We start from the raw sequence: 19,982 nt of genomic DNA, 5'->3' as shown, positions 1-19,982 counted from the left end.
AAATTTTGGAGGAAAAAATAAATGTCAAAAATAATAGGAATAGACTTAGGAACAACAAATTCATGTGTATCAGTATTAGAGGGCGGAGAAGCTAAAGTTATCCCAAATCCAGAAGGTAACAGAACAACTCCTTCAGTAGTAGCCTTTAAGGGTGAAGAAATTCAAGTTGGTGAAGTTGCAAAACGCCAAGCTATCACTAACCCTAATACTGTAATTTCAATAAAACGTCATATGGGAACAGATTATAAAGAAAAAGTAAACGGAAAAGAATATTCTCCTCAAGAAATATCAGCAATGATTTTACAAAACTTAAAAGCAACTGCAGAAAGTTATTTAGGAGAAAAAGTTACTAAGGCTGTAATTACAGTACCAGCTTACTTTAATGACTCACAACGTCAAGCAACAAAAGATGCAGGGAAAATTGCTGGTTTAGAAGTAGAAAGAATAATTAACGAACCAACAGCCGCAGCTCTTGCCTACGGTTTAGAAAAAACTGATGTTGACCAAAAAGTTCTTGTTTTCGACTTAGGAGGTGGAACATTTGACGTTTCTATTCTTGAACTAGGTGATGGAGTATTTGAAGTTCTAGCTACATCAGGAGATAATTTACTAGGTGGAGATGACTTTGACCAAGCTATAATTGATTATCTTGTAGCAGAATTTAAAAAAGAACAAGGAATAGATTTATCTAAGGATAAAATGGCTATGCAACGTCTAAAAGATGCCACTGAAAAAGCTAAAAAAGATTTATCAGGAGTTACTTCTACACAAATTTCATTACCATTTATTTCAGCAGGAGAAAATGGACCAGTTCACTTAGAAAATACTCTATCTCGTGCAAAATTTGATGAATTAACTCATTCATTAGTAGAAAGAACTTTAGTTCCTACCCGTCAAGCTCTTAAAGATGCTGGACTTAACCCGAGTGAAATTAACCAAGTAATCTTAGTAGGTGGTTCAACTCGTATTCCAGCTGTGCAAGAAGCAGTTAAAAAAGAAATGGGTAAAGAACCTCACAAGGGAGTTAATCCAGATGAAGTAGTTGCGATGGGTGCAGCTATTCAAGGTGGAGTTATAACTGGAGATGTAAAAGATGTAGTATTACTAGATGTTACACCATTATCACTAGGTATTGAAACAATGGGTTCAGTAATGACAGTATTAATACCGAGAAATACAACTATACCTACATCCAAATCACAAGTATTCTCCACTGCAGCAGATAATCAACCAGCAGTAGATATTCACGTGCTACAAGGTGAAAGACCAATGGCATCTGATAATAAAACTCTTGGAAGATTCCAATTATCTGATATACCGCCAGCGCCTCGTGGAGTACCTCAAATAGAAGTAACATTTGATATTGACAAAAATGGTATCGTAAATGTAACGGCTAAAGATTTAGGAACACAAAAACAACAAAAAATTACTATCGAATCTAGTTCATCACTAACAGATGAAGATATAGACAGAATGGTTAAAGAAGCAGAAGCAAATGCAGAAGCTGACGCAAAACGTAAAGAAGAAGCTGACCTTCGTAATGAAGCAGACCAATTAAGTTTCCAAGCTGACAAAGCACTAGAAGATGGTAAAGATAAAGTTGACCAAAGTTTCTTAGATAGAATCAAAGAAAAAAATGATGTCTTAAAAGAAGCTATTAAAAATAATGATTTAGAAGCTATGAAGTCAGCTAAAGATGAACTTAGCAAGGCAGTTCAAGAAATGACAATGAAACTTTACGAACAAGCAAATGCAGCACAACAAGCGGCTGCTGCTGGAGCAGATCAAAATTCTTCATCAGCTAATAACAATGACGATGTAGTAGATGCTGATTTCACAGAGAAAAAATAAATATAGTTTTAAATAAAATATGACTAAATATTAAGTATCTTATTTCAAAACGACTAAAAATATTTTAATAAAAATTTTCTAGCAATAGATGCTTTATAAAAAATTAGTTGAAAATTATTTTATAAAACTTTTAAAATATTTTGATAACAATAAGGGGAGCAGGCTACAACCTACTCCCTTATATAAGTATAACAGAGGTAGATAATGGCAAAAAGAGATTATTATGAGGTGTTAGGCATAAGCAAAGGAGCTAGCGACCAAGAAATAAAAAAAGCATATAGAAAATTGTCAAAACAATACCATCCAGACATAAACAAAGAAGCAGGTGCTGACGCAAAATTTAAAGAAATTACGGAAGCCTATGAAGTATTAAGTGATGAAAATAAAAAAGTCCAATATGACCAATTCGGTCATGCAGCCTTTGAACAAGGTGGTGCAGGATTTGGTGGTGGATTTGGAGGATTTTCTGGTGGTTTTTCTGGGGCAGATTTTGATGATTTAGGAGATATATTCTCTAGTTTCTTTGGTGGTTCTGCACGTAGAAGAAATCCTAACGCACCACGTCAGGGGGAAGACTTGTTACACAGGATGAATATTAGTTTTAAAGATTCTGTATTTGGAATTAAAAAAATTATCAAACTGCGTAAAGATGTAGAGTGCGACTATTGTCATGGAAGTGGGGCAAAAGATTCTTCTAGTGTAGAAACTTGTCGAAACTGTCACGGAAGTGGAGTTGAAACTTATGTTCAACAAAGTGTTTTTGGACAAGTGCAAAGTCAAAGAACATGTTCATACTGTAAGGGAAGCGGAAAAATAGTTAAAGATAAATGTTCTCATTGCTTTGGTAAAGGACACAACAATAAAGAAGTAGAATATGAAGTAGATATACCAGCAGGTATTAAATCTGGACAAAGAGTTAGATTGCAAGGTAAGGGTGGACCAGGTGCTAATGGAGGACCAGCAGGAGATTTATTTATAGAAGTAATAGTCCCTGAAGATAGCTATTTCCACAGAGAAGGTGATGATATTTATACAGAGTTAGAACTTTCTCCAGCCCAAGCAGCACTTGGAGCAAAAATAGATGTTCGTACCCTAACAGGAGAAATTGAACTGAATATTCCAGCAGGAACACAACATGGCAGAAAATTCAAGTTAGCTGGTAAGGGTGTTAATAATGTTATGGGCTATGGAACAGGCGACCACTACATAATCACAACAATAAAAATTCCTAAAGATTTAAGCAACAAAGAGCGTGAACTTTATGAAGAATTAGCTAAAATTCGTGGAGAAAAACATTCTTCGCAAGAAGGATTTTTTGAAAAAGCTAAAAGAAAAATAAATGAAGCCTTAGATGATTTGTAATAAAATTATAAATTAAGACTGACTTTAAAAATATAAAATAATTATTTTATATTATAAGTTTTACTAGGTTAAAAATAAAAGACAACTGCAAAGTTGTCTTTTTTATATTTAAAATTGCTAAAGTAATTAATATATAATATTTATTAAAAATAAAAATAAATATTTCAAACTTTTCATTTTAAAAAGCCTATTATATCAGCATTTTAATAAATCAAAATATTTTATCATCAATTTTTTTCATCAACGCACTTGACAAAGAGGCAACAAAAACTAAGTATTTTATAAATGGTTAATGATAAAAAATTTCAAATTAATAACTTTATAAATAACTACTGATAAAAATTTTTTAAATTAATAAATTTTATAATAATTAAAAAAATAATACTAATTACTTCTATATAAATAAAAAAGTCAAGCTAGTAAAGTCTTGACTTTTATTTTATTCTTTTATCTAAATCATAACATAGACTAGAAAATTTTATTTTTCTAAGAGAATTTTCAAAGTCTATTTGAATTTCATTAAAGATAGGATTGATAACATCTTTGACATTTGCTCCGACAGGGCAGTCTGTGTTTACATTGTCGTGGCTTAGAAATAATTTTTTATTATCATCTTCAATAGCTAAAAATATATCTAATAGACTAATATCCTCAATATTTTTAATAATTTTAGCTCCGCCAACACCTGCTTCTACAGAAATTATGCCAGATTTTTTAAGTTTTCCTAAAATATTTCTTATAATTACAGGATTTGTTGTTAAAGATTCTGCAATATAAGTAGATGTTACCTTGTCTACATTTTGAAATTTATAAATTGTAAGTAATATGTGTAATGTTATTGTTAATTTTGAAGAAAATTGCATATAAATCTCCTTTGTAGATACATTATAGCATAAAAAATATTTTTTTAAAAATATTAGTTGTAACTATTGACATTACAACTTAAAAATGATAAACTTTAGTTGTAACAAAAAAAATTACAACTAAAAATTAAATTTAAGGAGAATTAAAATGAAAGTAGCAGTATTAAGTTCAAATGGAAAAGTAGGAAGTCTAGTAGTAGATGAATTTTTATCTCGTGGTCATGAGGTAACAGGTTTTAGTCGTTCTGAAAATAAATCTAATGTAAAGAATTTTATTAAAAAAGATATTTTTGATTTAACAAAAGAAGATTTAGCAGGTTATGATGTTGTTGTTGATGCTTTTGGAGTTTGGACAGAAGAAGAATTTCCATTATTTACAAAAGTAACAAATCATTTATCAGAAATATTAGCTGGCAGTTTAGCAAAATTATTAATAGTTGGTGGAGCAGGTAGTCTTTATGTAGATTCAGACCATAAAGTTCAGTTATTAGACACTCCAGATTTTCCAGCTGAATTTTATCCGTTAGCAAAAGCAATGACAGATGCTTTAGCAGTGCAAAGAACTAAAAATGATGTAGACTGGGTATTTATTTCACCGGCTGCTGATTTTGTAGAAGATGGTGAGAAAACTGGACAATATATTATAGCTGGTGAAGTATTTACTGTAAATGAAAAAGGAGAAAGTATAATTTCTTATGCAGATTACGCAGCAGCCTTAGTTGATATAGCAGAAAGTGGTAAATATTCTAAAGAAAGAATTAGTTTATTAGGAAAATAAAAAGAGTAGGAAAAATTGAATTGTTTTAAAGAGTTGGATATAAAAAATCCAACTCTTGAATTTTAATTCAGTAATTCCTACTTTTTTTATAAATTTTTTGTTATTTTTTCTTGGATAATAGCAAATTCTTCTGGGCTAACTTTTTGTGGTGGCCATTTAACTTCTAAGTTATCAAAATTATTTTCTTTGTCTTTATATCTTGGTACTACGTGGAAGTGTAGGTGAAAAACACTTTGTCCTGCATATTCTTCATTGTTTTGGAAGATATTAACGCCGTCAGCGCCAAAACTTTCTTTTACTGCATTGGCAATTTTTGGCAATACTCTTCCTATGTGGGCAGCAGTTTCACTATCACAGTCAAAAATATTTCTACTATGTTTTTTTGGTATGATTAATGTATGCCCCTTAGTTATTGGGAAAACATCTAAAAATGAATATACATACTCATCTTCATAAATTTTGTAACTTGGTATTTCCTTATCTAATATTTTTTCAAAAATAGTTTTTTCCATAATTCTCTCCTATTAATCTAATTTTTCTAATGTTTTAGTTAGTAATTGTTTTAGATTACCACTAATTTTTTGGGCTGTTTTTAAAACGTGTTCGTGGTCGTGTTTGCGTTCTTGTATTCCAGTTGCCATATTTGTAGCACAAGCAAGAACTGCAACTGGTAATTGTGCATGATTAGCAGCTATAACTTCTGGTACAGTTGACATACCAACTAAATCACAACCCATGGTTTTGAATGCTTGAATTTCTGCACGAGTTTCAAAGTATGGGCCCATGAAAAATCCGTAAGTACCATGATGTAAACTTATATTTAATTCTTCAGCAGATTTACTTAGAGTTTCTACAAGTTTTGGATTAAATGGAGTAGTCATATCAACAAATCTTTGTCCAAGTCTGTCATCATTTGCTCCAATAAGTGGATTGTCTGTTACTAGGGATATAAAATCATCTAGGCAAACTATATCACCTTCAGAATAATTTGTATTTATAGCACCGCAGGCATTTGTTATGAATAGCCCTTTAATGTTCATAAATTTTACAACATAAGTCATAAAGGCAACATCTTTCATGCTGTGTCCCTCGTAGTAGTGTAGTCTACCATTAAGAACCATAACAGTTTTTCCAGCAACATTACCAAAAGTAAGTTTGTTTGCGTGTCCCTTAACATGACTTGATTTATTATTTCCTGGGAAGTTTGGAATGTCAGCGTAACTTAGTTCTTTTTGATTATCAAGTTCTAAAGAAATACCACTTCCTAAAACTACTGCATAATCAATTTTTTCTCCGTAAAAATCAGAAATAAATTTTGCAGTTTCGATAATTTTATCGTAATAAGTCATAAATTTCTCCTTAGTAGTTTAGTTTATATAGTAATTATAGCAAAAAAACTTTTAAAAATAAATTAAGTATATATAATTATGATTTTTTATTTTATAAATTTTTTTAATTTTTATTAAACTTGATAAAAATATACAATAAAATTATGTAAGGTAAATTAAATTAATAGGGGATTATTTATTATTTTTATATTAAGATAAACTGTTTTATTATTTTATTAATAAGGATAAAAACAGTTTCTGAAAAACGCTTGTACTCCCCAAAAAATTGTACTATATTTTATATATAAAAAATTAATGAAGGTAGATTTATTTTCATCAATAAAATAATTTCAGTGCTAGCTGTGCTGCTATCAGTAATATTAATATTCACAGCTTGCTCTTCTAAAAAGGGACATCATCTTCTAATAAAGATGAACTTAAAATAGGAGTGGTAACTGGAGAAGGTGGAATAAAATCAATAACCCTTATTAACAAGGGTTCTTTTTTTATTTTTAAAATCGTAAAAATTAGCGAAAAATAATAAAACTATAAAAAATTTTTTAAAAGTTAAAAGTATATAAATAAAGTCTTATATGATTTATATAGTTGCTATATTTTTAATTTTAAAGTAAGAGGATTTTATATATTAGATTAGAATAAATTATAAATATTACAGATTTAAAAATTATTTTTGAATATGATTACAAGACATAAAAAATATAATTTAGAAATATTGATATTTAAATATATTTATGTTATCATTCTTATATAAAATCACTCAAAGGAGAAAACTTTATTATGAAAAAAATAATTTCAATTTTAGCAGTAGCCCTGTCTGTTGCCTTAGTTTTTGTTGGTTGTTCATCTAAGTCTTCAAAAACTTCAACATCAACAAACTCAGGACTAAAAGTTGCTGTAGTAACTGACTCAGGTGGAGCAAAAGATAAGTCTTTTAACCAGAGTAATGTTGAAACAGTAGAAAAATGGACTAAGAGCAATGGTGCTACGGCTCAACAACCTATTGAAACTAAGAGCCAAGATAAAATAATTCCTAACTTAGAAACAGCATCAAAAGTTTCTGATGTAGTATCAATAGCTGGTTTCTATTTCGAAAAAACTTTACCAGAAGTTGCTAAAAAATTCCCTGATAAAAAATATATTTTATTAGATGCGGTGGTTGACCAACCAAACGTTGCATCATTTACTTTTCAAGAGAATGAAGCAGGCTACTTAGTTGGATATGCCGCAGCTTTAAAATCTAAAACTGGGAAAGTTGGGTTTATTGGTGGAACAAAAATTCCTCCAGTAATTAAATTTGGAGTTGGGTTTGTTCAAGGAGCTAAAGCAGCAAATCCAAACATTGAAGTATTCTATCAATACAGCGGTACATTCGATGATACAAATAAAGGTAAAACTTTAGCAGCAACAATGTACGACCAAGGAGCAGATATTATCTTTGCTGCGGCTGGTGGTGCTGGAAGTGGTGTAATTAAAGAAGCTCAAGAAAGAGCTATTAATGATATAAAAGAAAGTGGCGAAGTTAAACATTGGGTAATAGGTGTTGATAAAGACCAATACGAAGACGGGGTATTCAAAGCTAAAGATAAAGAGGGTAAAGAAGTAACTAAATCAGTTATTTTAACTTCAGCAGTTAAACGTATAGACTTAGCTGTTGTAAAAGCTCTTGATTCAGTTAAAGCTGGAACTTTCAAAGGCGGAGCAAGTAACACACAAGTTCTTACAATTAAAGATGATGGAGTAGGGCTTCCTGAGAAAAACCCTAACTTAAGTGATGATGTAGTAGCTAAAGTAAAAAAAGTAATTGAAGAATTAAAATCTGGTTCTGTAAAAATTGCAACAATTGGGGATGAACTACCAAACAAAGATAAAGTAAACGGAGAAGTATAATACTTCTAAAATATAGCAAAAACAGCTTGGGAATTTTCCAAGCTGTTTTTTATTTATATAAAAAATAAAACAACTATAATTTTTTAAAAGTAATAAAATATTGACAATTATAAGAAAAAACGTGTACATTTAGCCTAAAATATATTATAATTATAGAGTATAGAAAATAAGAGAGGTATTTATATGTATGCAATAGAAATGCTAAGCATAACTAAAAAGTTTGGTGACTTCTACGCAAATAAAGATATAACTATTCAGGTAAAGAAGAATGAAATACACGCACTCTTAGGAGAAAATGGTGCAGGTAAATCAACCCTTATGTCTGTACTTTTTGGAATGTATCACCAAGAAGAAGGAGTTATAAAATTAAATGGAAAAGAAGTTAATATAAAAGACCCAAAACATGCTAACGAATTAGGTATAGGTATGGTTCATCAGCACTTTAAATTAATAAAAAATTTCACGGTAGCTGAAAATATAATTTTAGGTATGGAAGAAGTAAAAGGTGGTAAAATAGACATAGAAACTGCCTCTAAAAAAATTCATGACCTTTCAATAAAATATGGTTTGGAAGTTAATCCAAAAGCTCTGGTTAGTGATATTACAGTCGGTATGCAACAAAGGGTAGAAATTTTAAAAATGTTATATCGTAACGCTGATATATTAATATTTGACGAACCCACTGCTGTTTTGACACCTGCTGAAATCGAAGAATTTTTAACTATTCTTAAAAACTTAAAAGCAGAAGGTAAAACTATTCTTTTAATAACTCATAAATTAAATGAAATAATGGCAGTTGCTGATAGATGTAGTATTATTCGACGTGGAGAATATTTTGGAACTGTGGAGATAGCAGAAACTACAAAAGAAAAATTAGCAAGTCTAATGATAGGTAAAGACCTAGAAATTATTAATTATGAACGCTCAATAGATGGAGTAAAAAAAATATTAGAAGTTAAAGGAGTTTTTGCTGACTCTGAAGAGAAAAAAAATATTTTACACGACCTTAACCTATATGTTCGTGAAAAAGAAATTTTAGGTATAGCAGGGATTGATGGTAATGGGCAACAACAATTTGTAGAAATTTTGAATGCCTTGCTAAAAACTACAAATGGCGAAATAATTTTTGAAGGAAAGGAAATTTCAAAAATTTCTACTGTAAAACGTAAGGAATTAGGCTTAGAAATAATAGCAGAAGATAGACACAAAGACGGTTTAGTACTTGATTTTAGCATAGAAGAAAATGCAGTTTTAGAAGACTACTACACAGCTAAGTATTCAAATAAAGGATTTTTAAGAAAAGCTACCATATCAAAATTTGCAAAAGAACTTTGTGAAAAATATGACGTGCGTAAAGCAGGTGGCGAAAAAATTTCAGCTCGTAGCATGAGTGGTGGTAATCAACAAAAACTTATAATAGGTCGTGCTTTAGAGTTAGAACCTAAATTATTGGTAACTACTCAACCAACTAGGGGGCTTGATGTGGGGGCTATTAACAGCATTCATAAAATGTTAATTTCTTATCGTGATAAGGGAAATTCTGTATTGTTAATTTCTTACGACTTGGACGAAATATTGACATTATCTGACAGAATAGCTGTTATTTATAATGGAAATATTATTGATGTTCTTGGTAATGATGAGAATGTAACTAAAGAACAGCTAGGTTTATTAATGGCTGGTGTGAAGAAGTAGGAAGGGGAAATTATGTTTAAAAAAGTTTTAATTAATGCAATACTACCTATTTTTGCTTCATTTTTATTAGGAGCTATAATTATCAGCATGATAGGGGCAGAACCCGTTGCTGTTATGGAAGTAATCGGTAGCGTATTTATAGACCAATCTAGCATATCAGAAATATTAGTATCTACTATTCCCCTTATATGTACTGGTTTATCTATTGCTTTTGCCTTTAGAACAGGTATGTTTAATATTGGGGCAGAAGGTCAGTTTATTATTGGTGGATTAGCTTCAGGTTTTGTAGCTATAATGATGCAAGGGGCTAATTTTTATTTAGTTCTTTTATCTAGTGTTTTAGCAGGGATTTTTGCTGGTGGTTTTTGGGCGGCAATTGCTGGTTATTTAAAATCAAGATTTAATATTAGTGAAGTTGTAGTTACAATTATGCTAAACTACATAGCACTTTACTTTGTTCAATTTTTTGTGCCGAGATATATTCGTGGTACAAATGATGTTATTTCAAAAACTATAGAACATACAGATGGAACAGGTTATTTAGAAAATAGTTTTATATTCTCTATTTTTGGCAATAATCGCCTAGGAACAGATTTAATATTAGCCCTATTAAGTTTAGTAATCTTCTACATAGTTATGGAAAAAACAGTATTTGGTTATGAATTACGTTCAGTAGGTTATAATAAACACGCTTCAGAATTTGTAGGTATGAAAGTAAATAGAAATACAGTTTTATCTATGTTTATAGCAGGAGGTTTTGCTGGCTTAGGTGGAACTCTTTATAATTTAGGACCTGTTGGTCAAGTAGTTGTTGGTACTACATTCCAAGGTTATGGTTATATGGGTATAGCCGTTGCTCTTATCGGTGCCAATACAGCTCTAGGAGTATTACTAGGTTCATTATTATTTGGTTTCTTAGCAGTTCTTACACCTCTCTTAGCCTTTGTAGGAATACCAAAAGATATAGCTAATATTTTAATAGGGCTTATTGTTTTATTTGTAGCCGCAAAAGCCATGTTTGAATCTAAAGTTTTAAGTAAAATATTTAAGAAAAACAAAAAAACGAAAGGAGAAAAATAGATGGATACATTTTTATCGCTATTAGACTCTATGTTACAATATACAGCACCAATTCTTATTGCGGCCATAGGTGGTTTCTATTCTGAAAAAAGCGGGGTAGTAAATATAGCTTTAGATGGTTTTGTTATATTCGGAGCATTTATAGTATCGTTTTTTGCAACTAGCATATATGCAGGAGAACCAACAGTAACAGACCTTATAATATGTTTAATTCTAGCTACTATTGCTGGTGGCTTGATGTCTTTAGTCCATGCATTTATAAGTATTAATTTAAAGGCTGACCAAACAATTTCAGGGACAGCTATTAACTTAATAACTCCAGCCATAGCATTATTCTTGGTTAATCACTACAACGGAACTTACGAATTACTTTTAAAAACAGGTTTTCCTCGTCATACAATAGTAGGAAAGTTGACTGTTTATCCAACAATAATAATAGCTGTAATATTAGTAATAGTTACTTATTATGTAATATATAAACGTCCATTCGGTTTGCGTTTGCGTTCAGTAGGTGAAAATCCACAAGCAGCAGACTCTTTAGGGCTTAGCGTATATAAATATCGTTATATAGGTGTAGTTATTTCAGGTTCTTTAGCAGGTCTATCAGGTGGAATTATTGCAACTACATTTTCTCAAGGATTTAACTCTTCAATTACAGTTTACGGCTTTGGTTATTTAGCCTTAGCTGCACTTATTTTTGGTAAGTATAATCCTATAAGTGTAACCTTAGCAGCTCTATTCTTTGGAGGAACTAAAGTTTTTGCAGAAAAAGTTTCTATTTTAGCTCCTAATTTGCCAGTTCCAGTTTCATTTTGGAATATGTTCCCATTCCTAGCAACTATTGTAGCATTGATTATTTTTTCTAAAAAATCATCAGCTCCAGAAGCTCTGGGTATTCCTTATGACAAGGGTCAAAGATAAAAATATAAAAATATAAAAATAAAAAGATTATTAATAATTAGCAATTTTTTTATATTAAATTATTATTGCGGAACTTTAGATATATTGTGAAATTTATAATAGAAAACTTGGAGAAAAAATTTCTTCAAGTTTTGTTTTTTATAAAATAATTTAATTGTAGTAGTAATAAGGGAGTAGTAAAAAATATTTTTTTCTTAGTAGTTAAAAATTCTTTTTGGGATATGGTAAGCATACCTTGTTACTAGTTACAAATTATTTTTCAAAACATCAATAAGCATTGGTTTAGCTACATTATTACTAGCTTCTTCTCCCAGTAGATATTGTAATATTTCTAAACCGAATAGGAGGGCAACAGCCGGACCTTGACTGGTAATAACATTTTCATCTAACACAACTGCTTTTGTGCTAGAGTAATTTTTGTAGTCAATATTTTTTTCAAAACCTGGATAGCAGGTAATATTTTTATTTTTAGTAATACCAGCTTCATTTAAAACTACGGGAGATGCACAAATAGCGGCAACTAATTTTTTATTTTCATACATAGTTTTAAAAAATTCTATTAGTTTATTATTATTTTTTAAATATTCAGCTCCGGGTAAACCTCCTGGAACAACGATTGCATCATATTCTAAAATATTTTTTATTTCTGAAATTTTTTTATCAGCAGTTATTTTTACGCCATGCGAGCTTGTTACTTGATATTCTTCATTTGCAGATATTAAATCTACATGCAAACCTCCACGTCGCATAACATCTAGAGGAGCGATAAATTCTAATTCTTCACTTCCATTTTCTATAAATAAGGCTACTTTTTTCGTCATATTTTTCTCCTATAATTTTATTTTTTTTTACAATTTTCTACAAAGTTTGAAAATAATTTTTTTGCTTCTTCATTATCATTTATTAATAATATTTCTGGGTGCCACTGAACAGCCATGATATATTGCTCTGGAATTTTTGATTCTACTGCTTCTATATAGCCGTCGCTACTAAAGGCTGTTGCGATTAAGTCTTGCCCCAAAGTTTTTATGGCTTGGTGGTGTAGGGTATTTACCAAAGTTGTCTTACCTAGTAATTTATAAAGTAAACTATCTTTTTCAATATTTACAGAATGGCTAGAAAATTTTGGGTGGGTTGTTTGTAGATGTTTGATTCTTGTTTTGTCAAGACTGTCTATGTCTTGGTGTAAATTTCCTCCCAAGGCTACATTTAAAATTTGCAAGCCTCGACATATTGCAAAAATCGGTTTTTGTAAAATTAATATTTCTTTTACTAACTCTATTTCAAATTCATCACGTGGTGGCAAAGTTTCTTTAAGGTTTGGAGAGGGTTCTTCACCGTAAAAAATAGGGCTAACATCATGACCACCCGATAAGACTAAACCATCTATTTCTTTGGCGTATTGTTTTGCTAATTTTTTATCTGTAATGGGTAGGAGAAATGGGCTTCCTCCTGCCTTGTAAATTCCCTCTATCGTTTCTAGGGGTGTATAGGCTATCTCTGTATAGCTTAATTCTTTTATTTGCTCATTTAGCTGACTTGTAACTATTCCAATAATTGGACGCATATCAATCTCCTTTTTATTTTGATAAAAAAGATACAAACTTAACAGCTTGTATCTTTTGAAATTATAACTTAAAGTTTATTTTTCTAACTCTAGTACTCCGTATTTACCGTCTTTACGCTTGTAAGCAACAGAAAATTCGCTAGTCTCTTCATCAAGGAATATAAAGAAATCATGTCCTATAAGTTCCATTTGTAAAATAGCTTCTTCTTTGTTCATTAAGTTGGCAGGAACTTTTTTAACTTTTACAAATTCTAATTTATCTTCTTCTGTAGCTTCTAACTCATTTGTTAGTAAGGCTTCAGATACAATTCCTTTTTCTTTACCTTTACGATTTATTCTTGTTTTATGTTTTCTCATTTGACGTTCTAACTTGTCAACTGCTATATCTACTGCTGCATAAAGGTCAGTATTTGTTTCTTCTGCACGAAGTGTAACTCCTTTTAAGGGAACTGTAATTTCAATTTTTTGATTACCGTTTTTATACACTTTAGCATTAGCATAAACATTTGCATCTAGTTCACTAGAGAAGTATTTTTCCAGTTTTGCAACTTTATTTTCTACATATTCTCTAATTGATGGAGTAATTTCTAGGTTTTCTCCTCTTACTTGATATCTTAACATAATTAAGCACTCCTTTCAAAAGTAGAAAACTACTTTTAAGGTCTTTTGACCCCATAATATTCTATATTTATATTATATCATTTTATGGAAACAATATCAATATTAATGAATGCAAAATTAGCTTGCTTTATAAATATTATTTTATCTTAATTAGAAATTTTTATTACTTTTGGCTAGGGTTAGAAATGAAATACTTATATGAGAATTAAAATTTTCAAGTTCCCTAGCTAGGGATAATAAAGTTTTGCCACTCGTAAAAATATCATCAATAATTAAAATTGATTTTACATTTTTTAAAAAATCTTTTTTATTATCTAGGATACTTACTTTGTGAAAATTTCTTTTGCTGTGTATTTTAGCCTGCTTTGGACGATAATTTTCACTAAAAATTTCTGTATAATTAATTTTACAGATTTGACATATAAGGGCTACATGATTAAAACCCCTTATGGCTTCTCTAGTTTTATTGGTCGGAGCTAGAGTGATTAAATCAAAATTATTATTTTTTATAAAATTTCTTAAAGACAAGCTAAATTTTTTTGCTTGTTCGGTATGCCCAAAATATTTTATAGCAAAAATTATTTCTTTTATATCCTCATAATTTGCAAGGTAGTAGTGAGTATAATTTATTTTATTAATTTTTACAGCTAAAATTTTTTTACATTCTTGGCAAATACTTTCTGAACTTTTAAAAATATTAGCAAAGCCTATTTTATTTTTTATATTTTTTTCACAAAAATCACATTTCATAAATTTTCTACCTTATATTTAATTTTCTATATTTGGCTAAGGCGTTCATATATCTTATTTCTTTTATTGCCAAAGTCATATTCTTCGTTTTTTTATCAGCAAAAAATATTATCTGCCCGCTTGTGTCATAATCTTTTCTGCCGACACGCCCAGCTATTTGAATAAGGGCTTCTTTGGTAAAGTGTTGGTGGCTAGCGTCAAAGACTAAAACATCAAGATAGTCAAAGGTTACTCCACGTTCTAGTATGGTGGTAGTTATTAGGATATTAAATTTTTTATTATAAAAATTTTCAAGAATTTCATTACGTTTTTCTTCCTTGCTACTCACAAAGGGTAAATTTAATTTTTTAGCAAGTTCTTTACCTGTTTTTATATCCGCTACAAATATTAAAGCCCGTCTGTTAGTAGATTTTATCTCAGCTATAAAATTTTCTAGCCTATCTTTTTCACAAGAAATTTTGGGCAGGGGCAGGAGGTGTTTGTGATAGCGAATAGGAATTTTAAAAATATCATCTACAAAATTTTTAATTTTTTTAGATGGGGTTGCTGATAAAAATATTATATTTGCCTTATCTATTAAGGATTTTTCAAGACCATATTCTAAGATGCTGTCGCTATTATAGGGGAAAGCATCAACTTCATCAACAATTACTAAATCGAAAAATTTGTAGTATTTAGTAAGTTGATGAGTAGTCATTATATAAATAGAAGAAGAGAGTAAAATTTTTTCATCGCCATGCAAAATATTTATATCTAAAGCAAAATCCTTTTTTATTCTCAGAGCAAGTTCTTTTACAATATCCTTGCGAGGTATGGCTATGCAAACTTTTTTACCGAGCTTCAAACTATAAAATAAAGTTTCGTAGATAATTTCTGTTTTTCCAGCCCCACACACTGCCCAAACAAGAGAGTTTTTTCCTACTTTAATATTTTCTAATAATTTTTTAGAAACCTTGTCTTGTTCAGAACTTAGAGATATATTTGGAAAGTTTAGACCGCTATAATCAATTTTATTAGGATAGTTAATAATAAATTTAAAATTTATATTATCACTAATACCCAAGTGCAAACATTTTTTACAGTAGGTAACTTGGCTGAAACTATTTTGATAACTGAAAAAATCTTTTTTATTACCACATTGCAAGCACTTATTATTTTTTAGGGTAAGTATTTTTTGCACATACTGGCTAGCAACTAAATAATGAATTTTAACTTTTTTAGCCAATAATTCCTGAATAGAAAATATTCTACCATTATATTTTTCTAAAAAATCATAATCTATTTGAGCCTCGAAATTTTGATTTTTTAATTCTAAAAATAAGTTGTCAATTTGGCTATCAAAAAAATCAGATTCTAGGTACTCACTATAAACATCATCTAAAATTTTATTTTTAATTTTTTCGTCATAACTACTGTAATAAGCACTATAAAAAGCGTGAATAAACTCACTATATTCATCAAAATACATAAAACCACTTCCTCTAGCCCAATTATACAAAATAAAAAATATTTAGTAAAACAATTTTAGGTTAAATTATGGTTAAAAATAATATAATAGTATTAAATTCTACTATTAAATAGCTAGGCTTATTATATAATTATCTTGAGATAAATTGACCTAAAATCTAGTAAATAGTATAATGTTGTAAATTAAAATTATTAAAGAAAGGAGTTTTAGCCATGAAGAAAATTTTTATTTCAGTTTTTGCTTTGTCAGTTCTTTTATGTGCTAGTGATTTTTCAAATAAGAATGCAAAAGCACAAGAGGTAAATTTTTTAGAAGCTAGGGATATATTACCAAATCAACTTAAAGATATTGTTACTTTTCCCCTGTTTCAAAAAGAAGATAATCAGGCTAAGTCTCCTGAATTAATTAGTAATTTTGATGACGGACTTAGCAAACTAGAGTTAAATTTACAATTACCTACTTATGACAAGGATAGCTATAAATTTTTGGTAGTTTATAGTCTTGATGAAGAAAGCAAAAAAAAAGAAATTTTTAGGTATCAAGTTAATAATTCAGGAAATTTGTCAATTACCGATTCTAAGATTTTAGGTCTGATAAAAAATAATATGAGTCTAATGTTTAGGACAGAAAGTTTTAAAATTAAAAACAATAAGGTTGTTGAAAAATTATATTCTCAAGACAGCAAGTACTACTACACACCAAGAGAATATAATCTGACTATTAAAGAGGGGGACAAGCTAGTCTATAGTAATAACATTATTTTCTCCGACTATGAGGTTGAAGATAATAAAGTTAATTTAAAATTTTCAGACTTGAAAAAATATTCTGTTGACAGATATTTTTCTTATGAAGCAAGTCAAATTAAAATAGACGGAATAAAAAATATTCTTGATAATGACAAACTACAAATTCCACTTTTTGCTAAAGATATAGTAATAGACCTTAGCCGAGTAGAAAATCAGTGGGCAAAAGTAAAAATTACATATCCGAGTATTTTAAAAGAAAATAATAGGAATCTTTATATAAAAAAAGGTTCAAGATTTTCAGATTTCAAAATAAATAATAGTAGGGAGCTTATAGAAGTTAAAACAGATAATGAAAATTATTCCTTTTTGTCTTACCGTATCGGCAGTCTAGATTTTAGAAATTATGAGGGAGTAGTTAATGATGACATTTTAGTAAAAGCCATTTATAATACTAAAATAAAAGTTCAAAATGATGACTTAGAAAAAGAATTTACTCTTGCCACAGGAGATAAACTTAGCAAGTTAGACCTGTCTGATTTCCAAAAAGAAAATTATAATATAGAAAATTATACAGTGATAGACGCTGAAACCAAGGAAGAAAAAATAGCAACTAAGCTTGACGATGTAGTAGTTGATAACAGTATTACTATAAAACCCAACTACAAAGAAAAAACATATAAGATAATGGTTCGCCAAGATGATTATAATAAACGTTTCGGCAGTGTCGATGCTAGCATTGAAAATAAGGATATAGAATGGAGTGCCACCAAACCAATAGGAGAACTTTTAGAAAAACTTAGGCCAAACATAAAAGCATCGGAGGGCTATGTTTTAGAATATCGTGTCAATAGAAAAAAATTAAATCCAGAAACTTTGATTAAAGAAGATATAACACTAGAAATATATTTCAAAAAAAATGAAGAAGACTGGGTCAATGTCAAGTTTGTTGGAGAAGGTATCGACAAATTTTTATCTGACGGCCAAGAAGTTTTAGCAGGCAGAAGAATTGACACTATAAACTTACCCAGCAGTCAAGGAAGTAGTAAAGAATTTTTAGGCTGGACTGCAAACCTTGATTATAAGATTGAAGTAGATGGAAAAATTTTAGTCAGAAACAAGGATTACATTTTAAAAAATATTGATCTAGCCCACGTTTTAACAAGCAAGGGACAAAATCTTATTTTTAATGCTCAATATTTAGAAACTTATAAAATTTCTCTTGAAACAAATGGGCAAGGAGAAATATTTGTTGCTAATCAAGATGGAAATGTGATTGACTGTAAACAAGGATTGAGTATAAAAAATATGCTGGCTGATAATAGGTTACTACTACTAGCAAATTCACATTTTAAATTTTCACATTTCACATCAACCCTACCTCTTACAGTTAAAAGCAAGGATGGGAGTAGTAGACTTGTAAAACTTGGAGAAAAAATTTCTTTACAAGAATTTGAAACTATCGTTCCAGATAAAAATTTAACATTTATAGCACATTTTGTACTAATCGGAGGTATAGAAGATAAGGATATTTTAAGCAATCATATATATACAGAAAATATTTTAAATTCAAGTTTTGAAAGAGATTATAGCAATCCAATATATAGGGCCTTAGGACCACTAAACTTTTTAAAATAAAAACTCTATTAGGAGATAACAATGGAAAATTATTTACAAAAAGCATTAGAGAATCAAGTTACTAATTATTTCATGTCGGTAGTGGATACAGTACTTGATTATAAAGATATGATGTTGGCTTACGATTGTGCCATTAAAGAAATTCGCACAAAGTTTGATATTCTAAATTCAGAATTTAAAATAAAACATCAACGTAATCCAATAAGCTCTATTCACTCTAGGTTAAAAAGCAATTCAAGCCTTATGGAAAAAATACGCCGTAGGGGAATTGCTACTGATGTAGAGAGTATAGAAAAATATATTGAAGACATAGCAGGGGTTAGGGTAATTTGTAACTACATAGACGATATTTATAAAATAGCAGACTCATTAATTCGTCAGAATGATGTTGAACTCTTAACTCGAAAAGACTATATTTCAAATCCCAAACCAAATGGTTACAGAAGTTTGCACTTAATCGTAAAAATACCAGTTTTCTTTGCAGACACTACAAAAGAAGTCAAGGTAGAAGTACAAATCAGAACCATAGCAATGGATTTTTGGGCAACACTCGAACATCAAATGCGTTATAAAAAAACAGAACTCGATGAAGCGGACAGTATAATTGAAGAATTAAGACAATGTGCAGAAAGCATTGCACAAACAGATATGAAAATGCAAAGCATAAGAGAATCAATTAATAATTTAAAAATAGAAAAAAGTCAAGAAGAAAAATTTATAGAAAAACTAAAAAAATTAGACATATCAATAATATAAGATTAGACAAAAGTCTAATCTTTTAGTTAGATTAAAAAAATTATATAAGAATTACATCATTTTTAAAATTTAAAAATTTTTATACTACTTAAATTATAAAAATATTAATATTAAAATTATTTCTGAGTCCATATCTATTAAAAAATAAAATATTAATAAAAATTTCTGTATTTATCTTTAAAGAGAAAATGCATATTTGCTATAAAAATAAAAATTATAAATAGATATTTTTGAAATATAATTTTAAAATTTATTTTATTTATTATATAGTAATGAAACAATAAAAAAGGAGTATTAAAATGAATAAATAGGAATTAGAATTATTATATAGTAGCAAGGTTGGGGCAATAGAAAAATTTTTTGAAGATAAGACAAAAGATATTAATGAATATGTTATATATATATATTATGCTTTTATGGCAGACAATACTTATCAGACTGTAAAGAAAGTTTACAGGTAAAAAATAGAAAATTCTGACAATCCAGAGGCGATAAAAATTCCTGCATATCTTTTTAATGGAGATGCAGAAATAATTGACGGTGAAATGTTTTAATATTAAAATTTAATATCTACTTTAAGGGTAAATTTTAATATTTTATTTAAGATTTATAATTTAAAATAAAACTAAAGTTTGATATTTATAATATTAAAA

17 protein-coding genes are annotated in these 19,982 nt (G+C 29.3%); 9 read left to right on the top strand and 8 right to left on the bottom strand.

Annotated features, from left to right (window positions below):
- Positions 1–21: 21 nt before the first annotated feature.
- Positions 22–1,851: a molecular chaperone DnaK gene (dnaK, locus tag KMP11_RS06465; RefSeq protein WP_216279779.1), complete on the top strand. Its 1,830-nt coding sequence runs from the start codon at positions 22–24 to the stop codon at positions 1,849–1,851.
- 204 nt (positions 1,852–2,055) lie between these two features.
- Complete coding sequence (gene dnaJ, locus KMP11_RS06460) at positions 2,056–3,213, top strand: molecular chaperone DnaJ (protein WP_216279778.1); 1,158 nt, start codon at positions 2,056–2,058, stop codon at positions 3,211–3,213.
- Between the two features lie 434 nt (positions 3,214–3,647).
- Here the strand turns inward: dnaJ and KMP11_RS06455 are convergent, their stop codons facing one another.
- A complete protein-coding gene (locus KMP11_RS06455; RefSeq protein ID WP_216279777.1) occupies positions 3,648–4,076 on the bottom strand; it encodes an Rrf2 family transcriptional regulator in 429 nt (142 codons plus the stop codon).
- Between the two features lie 148 nt (positions 4,077–4,224).
- Here KMP11_RS06455 and KMP11_RS06450 point away from each other — a divergent pair, with 148 nt between their 5' ends.
- Entirely contained in the window at positions 4,225–4,854 is a 630-nt protein-coding gene (locus KMP11_RS06450) for an NAD(P)-dependent oxidoreductase (RefSeq protein WP_216279776.1), read from the top strand.
- Between the two features lie 86 nt (positions 4,855–4,940).
- Here KMP11_RS06450 and KMP11_RS06445 read toward each other — a convergent pair whose 3' ends face one another.
- Positions 4,941–5,366: an HIT family protein gene (locus KMP11_RS06445; protein WP_215756556.1), complete on the bottom strand. Its 426-nt coding sequence runs from the start codon at positions 5,364–5,366 to the stop codon at positions 4,941–4,943.
- Between the two features lie 12 nt (positions 5,367–5,378).
- On the bottom strand, positions 5,379–6,203 hold the full coding sequence (locus tag KMP11_RS06440) for a purine-nucleoside phosphorylase (protein ID WP_216279775.1): 825 nt from the start codon (positions 6,201–6,203) through the stop codon (positions 5,379–5,381).
- 777 nt (positions 6,204–6,980) lie between these two features.
- Between KMP11_RS06440 and KMP11_RS06435 the strand changes: the two genes are divergently transcribed.
- The 4 genes from KMP11_RS06435 to KMP11_RS06420 all read left to right on the top strand — a co-directional run bounded on the left by KMP11_RS06435 (position 6,981) and on the right by KMP11_RS06420 (position 11,786).
- Positions 6,981–8,090, top strand: coding sequence for a BMP family lipoprotein (locus KMP11_RS06435; RefSeq protein WP_215756554.1), 1,110 nt, complete (start codon positions 6,981–6,983; stop codon positions 8,088–8,090).
- 183 nt (positions 8,091–8,273) lie between these two features.
- Complete coding sequence (locus tag KMP11_RS06430) at positions 8,274–9,785, top strand: ABC transporter ATP-binding protein (protein ID WP_216279774.1); 1,512 nt, start codon at positions 8,274–8,276, stop codon at positions 9,783–9,785.
- A gap of 12 nt (positions 9,786–9,797) precedes the next feature.
- Positions 9,798–10,865 (top strand): ABC transporter permease, encoded by a 1,068-nt coding sequence (locus KMP11_RS06425; RefSeq protein WP_215756552.1) that lies wholly within the window; start codon positions 9,798–9,800, stop codon positions 10,863–10,865.
- Positions 10,866–11,786: an ABC transporter permease gene (locus KMP11_RS06420; RefSeq protein WP_215756551.1), complete on the top strand. Its 921-nt coding sequence runs from the start codon at positions 10,866–10,868 to the stop codon at positions 11,784–11,786. It abuts the gene before it with no gap.
- 245 nt (positions 11,787–12,031) lie between these two features.
- On the opposite strand, the gene KMP11_RS06415 is transcribed toward KMP11_RS06420, so the two are convergent.
- The 5 genes from KMP11_RS06415 to KMP11_RS06395 all read right to left on the bottom strand — a co-directional run bounded on the left by KMP11_RS06415 (position 12,032) and on the right by KMP11_RS06395 (position 16,192).
- A complete protein-coding gene (locus tag KMP11_RS06415; protein WP_216279773.1) occupies positions 12,032–12,607 on the bottom strand; it encodes a DJ-1 family glyoxalase III in 576 nt (191 codons plus the stop codon).
- A 17-nt stretch (positions 12,608–12,624) separates the two neighbouring features.
- On the bottom strand, positions 12,625–13,353 hold the full coding sequence (locus KMP11_RS06410; protein WP_216279772.1) for a gamma-glutamyl-gamma-aminobutyrate hydrolase family protein: 729 nt from the start codon (positions 13,351–13,353) through the stop codon (positions 12,625–12,627).
- Positions 13,354–13,428: 75 nt separating this feature from the next.
- Positions 13,429–13,974: a ribosome hibernation-promoting factor, HPF/YfiA family gene (gene hpf, locus KMP11_RS06405; RefSeq protein WP_215756548.1), complete on the bottom strand. Its 546-nt coding sequence runs from the start codon at positions 13,972–13,974 to the stop codon at positions 13,429–13,431.
- Positions 13,975–14,124: 150 nt separating this feature from the next.
- Complete coding sequence (locus tag KMP11_RS06400) at positions 14,125–14,724, bottom strand: ComF family protein (RefSeq protein ID WP_216279771.1); 600 nt, start codon at positions 14,722–14,724, stop codon at positions 14,125–14,127.
- Between the two features lie 7 nt (positions 14,725–14,731).
- On the bottom strand, positions 14,732–16,192 hold the full coding sequence (locus KMP11_RS06395; RefSeq protein ID WP_216279770.1) for a DEAD/DEAH box helicase: 1,461 nt from the start codon (positions 16,190–16,192) through the stop codon (positions 14,732–14,734).
- Positions 16,193–16,404: 212 nt separating this feature from the next.
- On the opposite strand from KMP11_RS06395, the gene KMP11_RS06390 reads away from it, so the two are divergent.
- Entirely contained in the window at positions 16,405–18,573 is a 2,169-nt protein-coding gene (locus tag KMP11_RS06390; protein WP_216279769.1) for a hypothetical protein, read from the top strand.
- Positions 18,574–18,594: 21 nt separating this feature from the next.
- Positions 18,595–19,329, top strand: a complete 735-nt coding sequence (locus KMP11_RS06385; protein ID WP_216279768.1) for a GTP pyrophosphokinase — start codon at positions 18,595–18,597, stop codon at positions 19,327–19,329.
- Positions 19,330–19,982: the final 653 nt, after the last annotated feature.

The sequence above is a fragment of the Gemella sp. zg-570 genome, assembly GCF_018866345.1.
GTDB lineage: Bacteria > Bacillota > Bacilli > Staphylococcales > Gemellaceae > Gemelliphila.
This window is presented reverse-complemented; position numbering and strand designations above follow the sequence as displayed.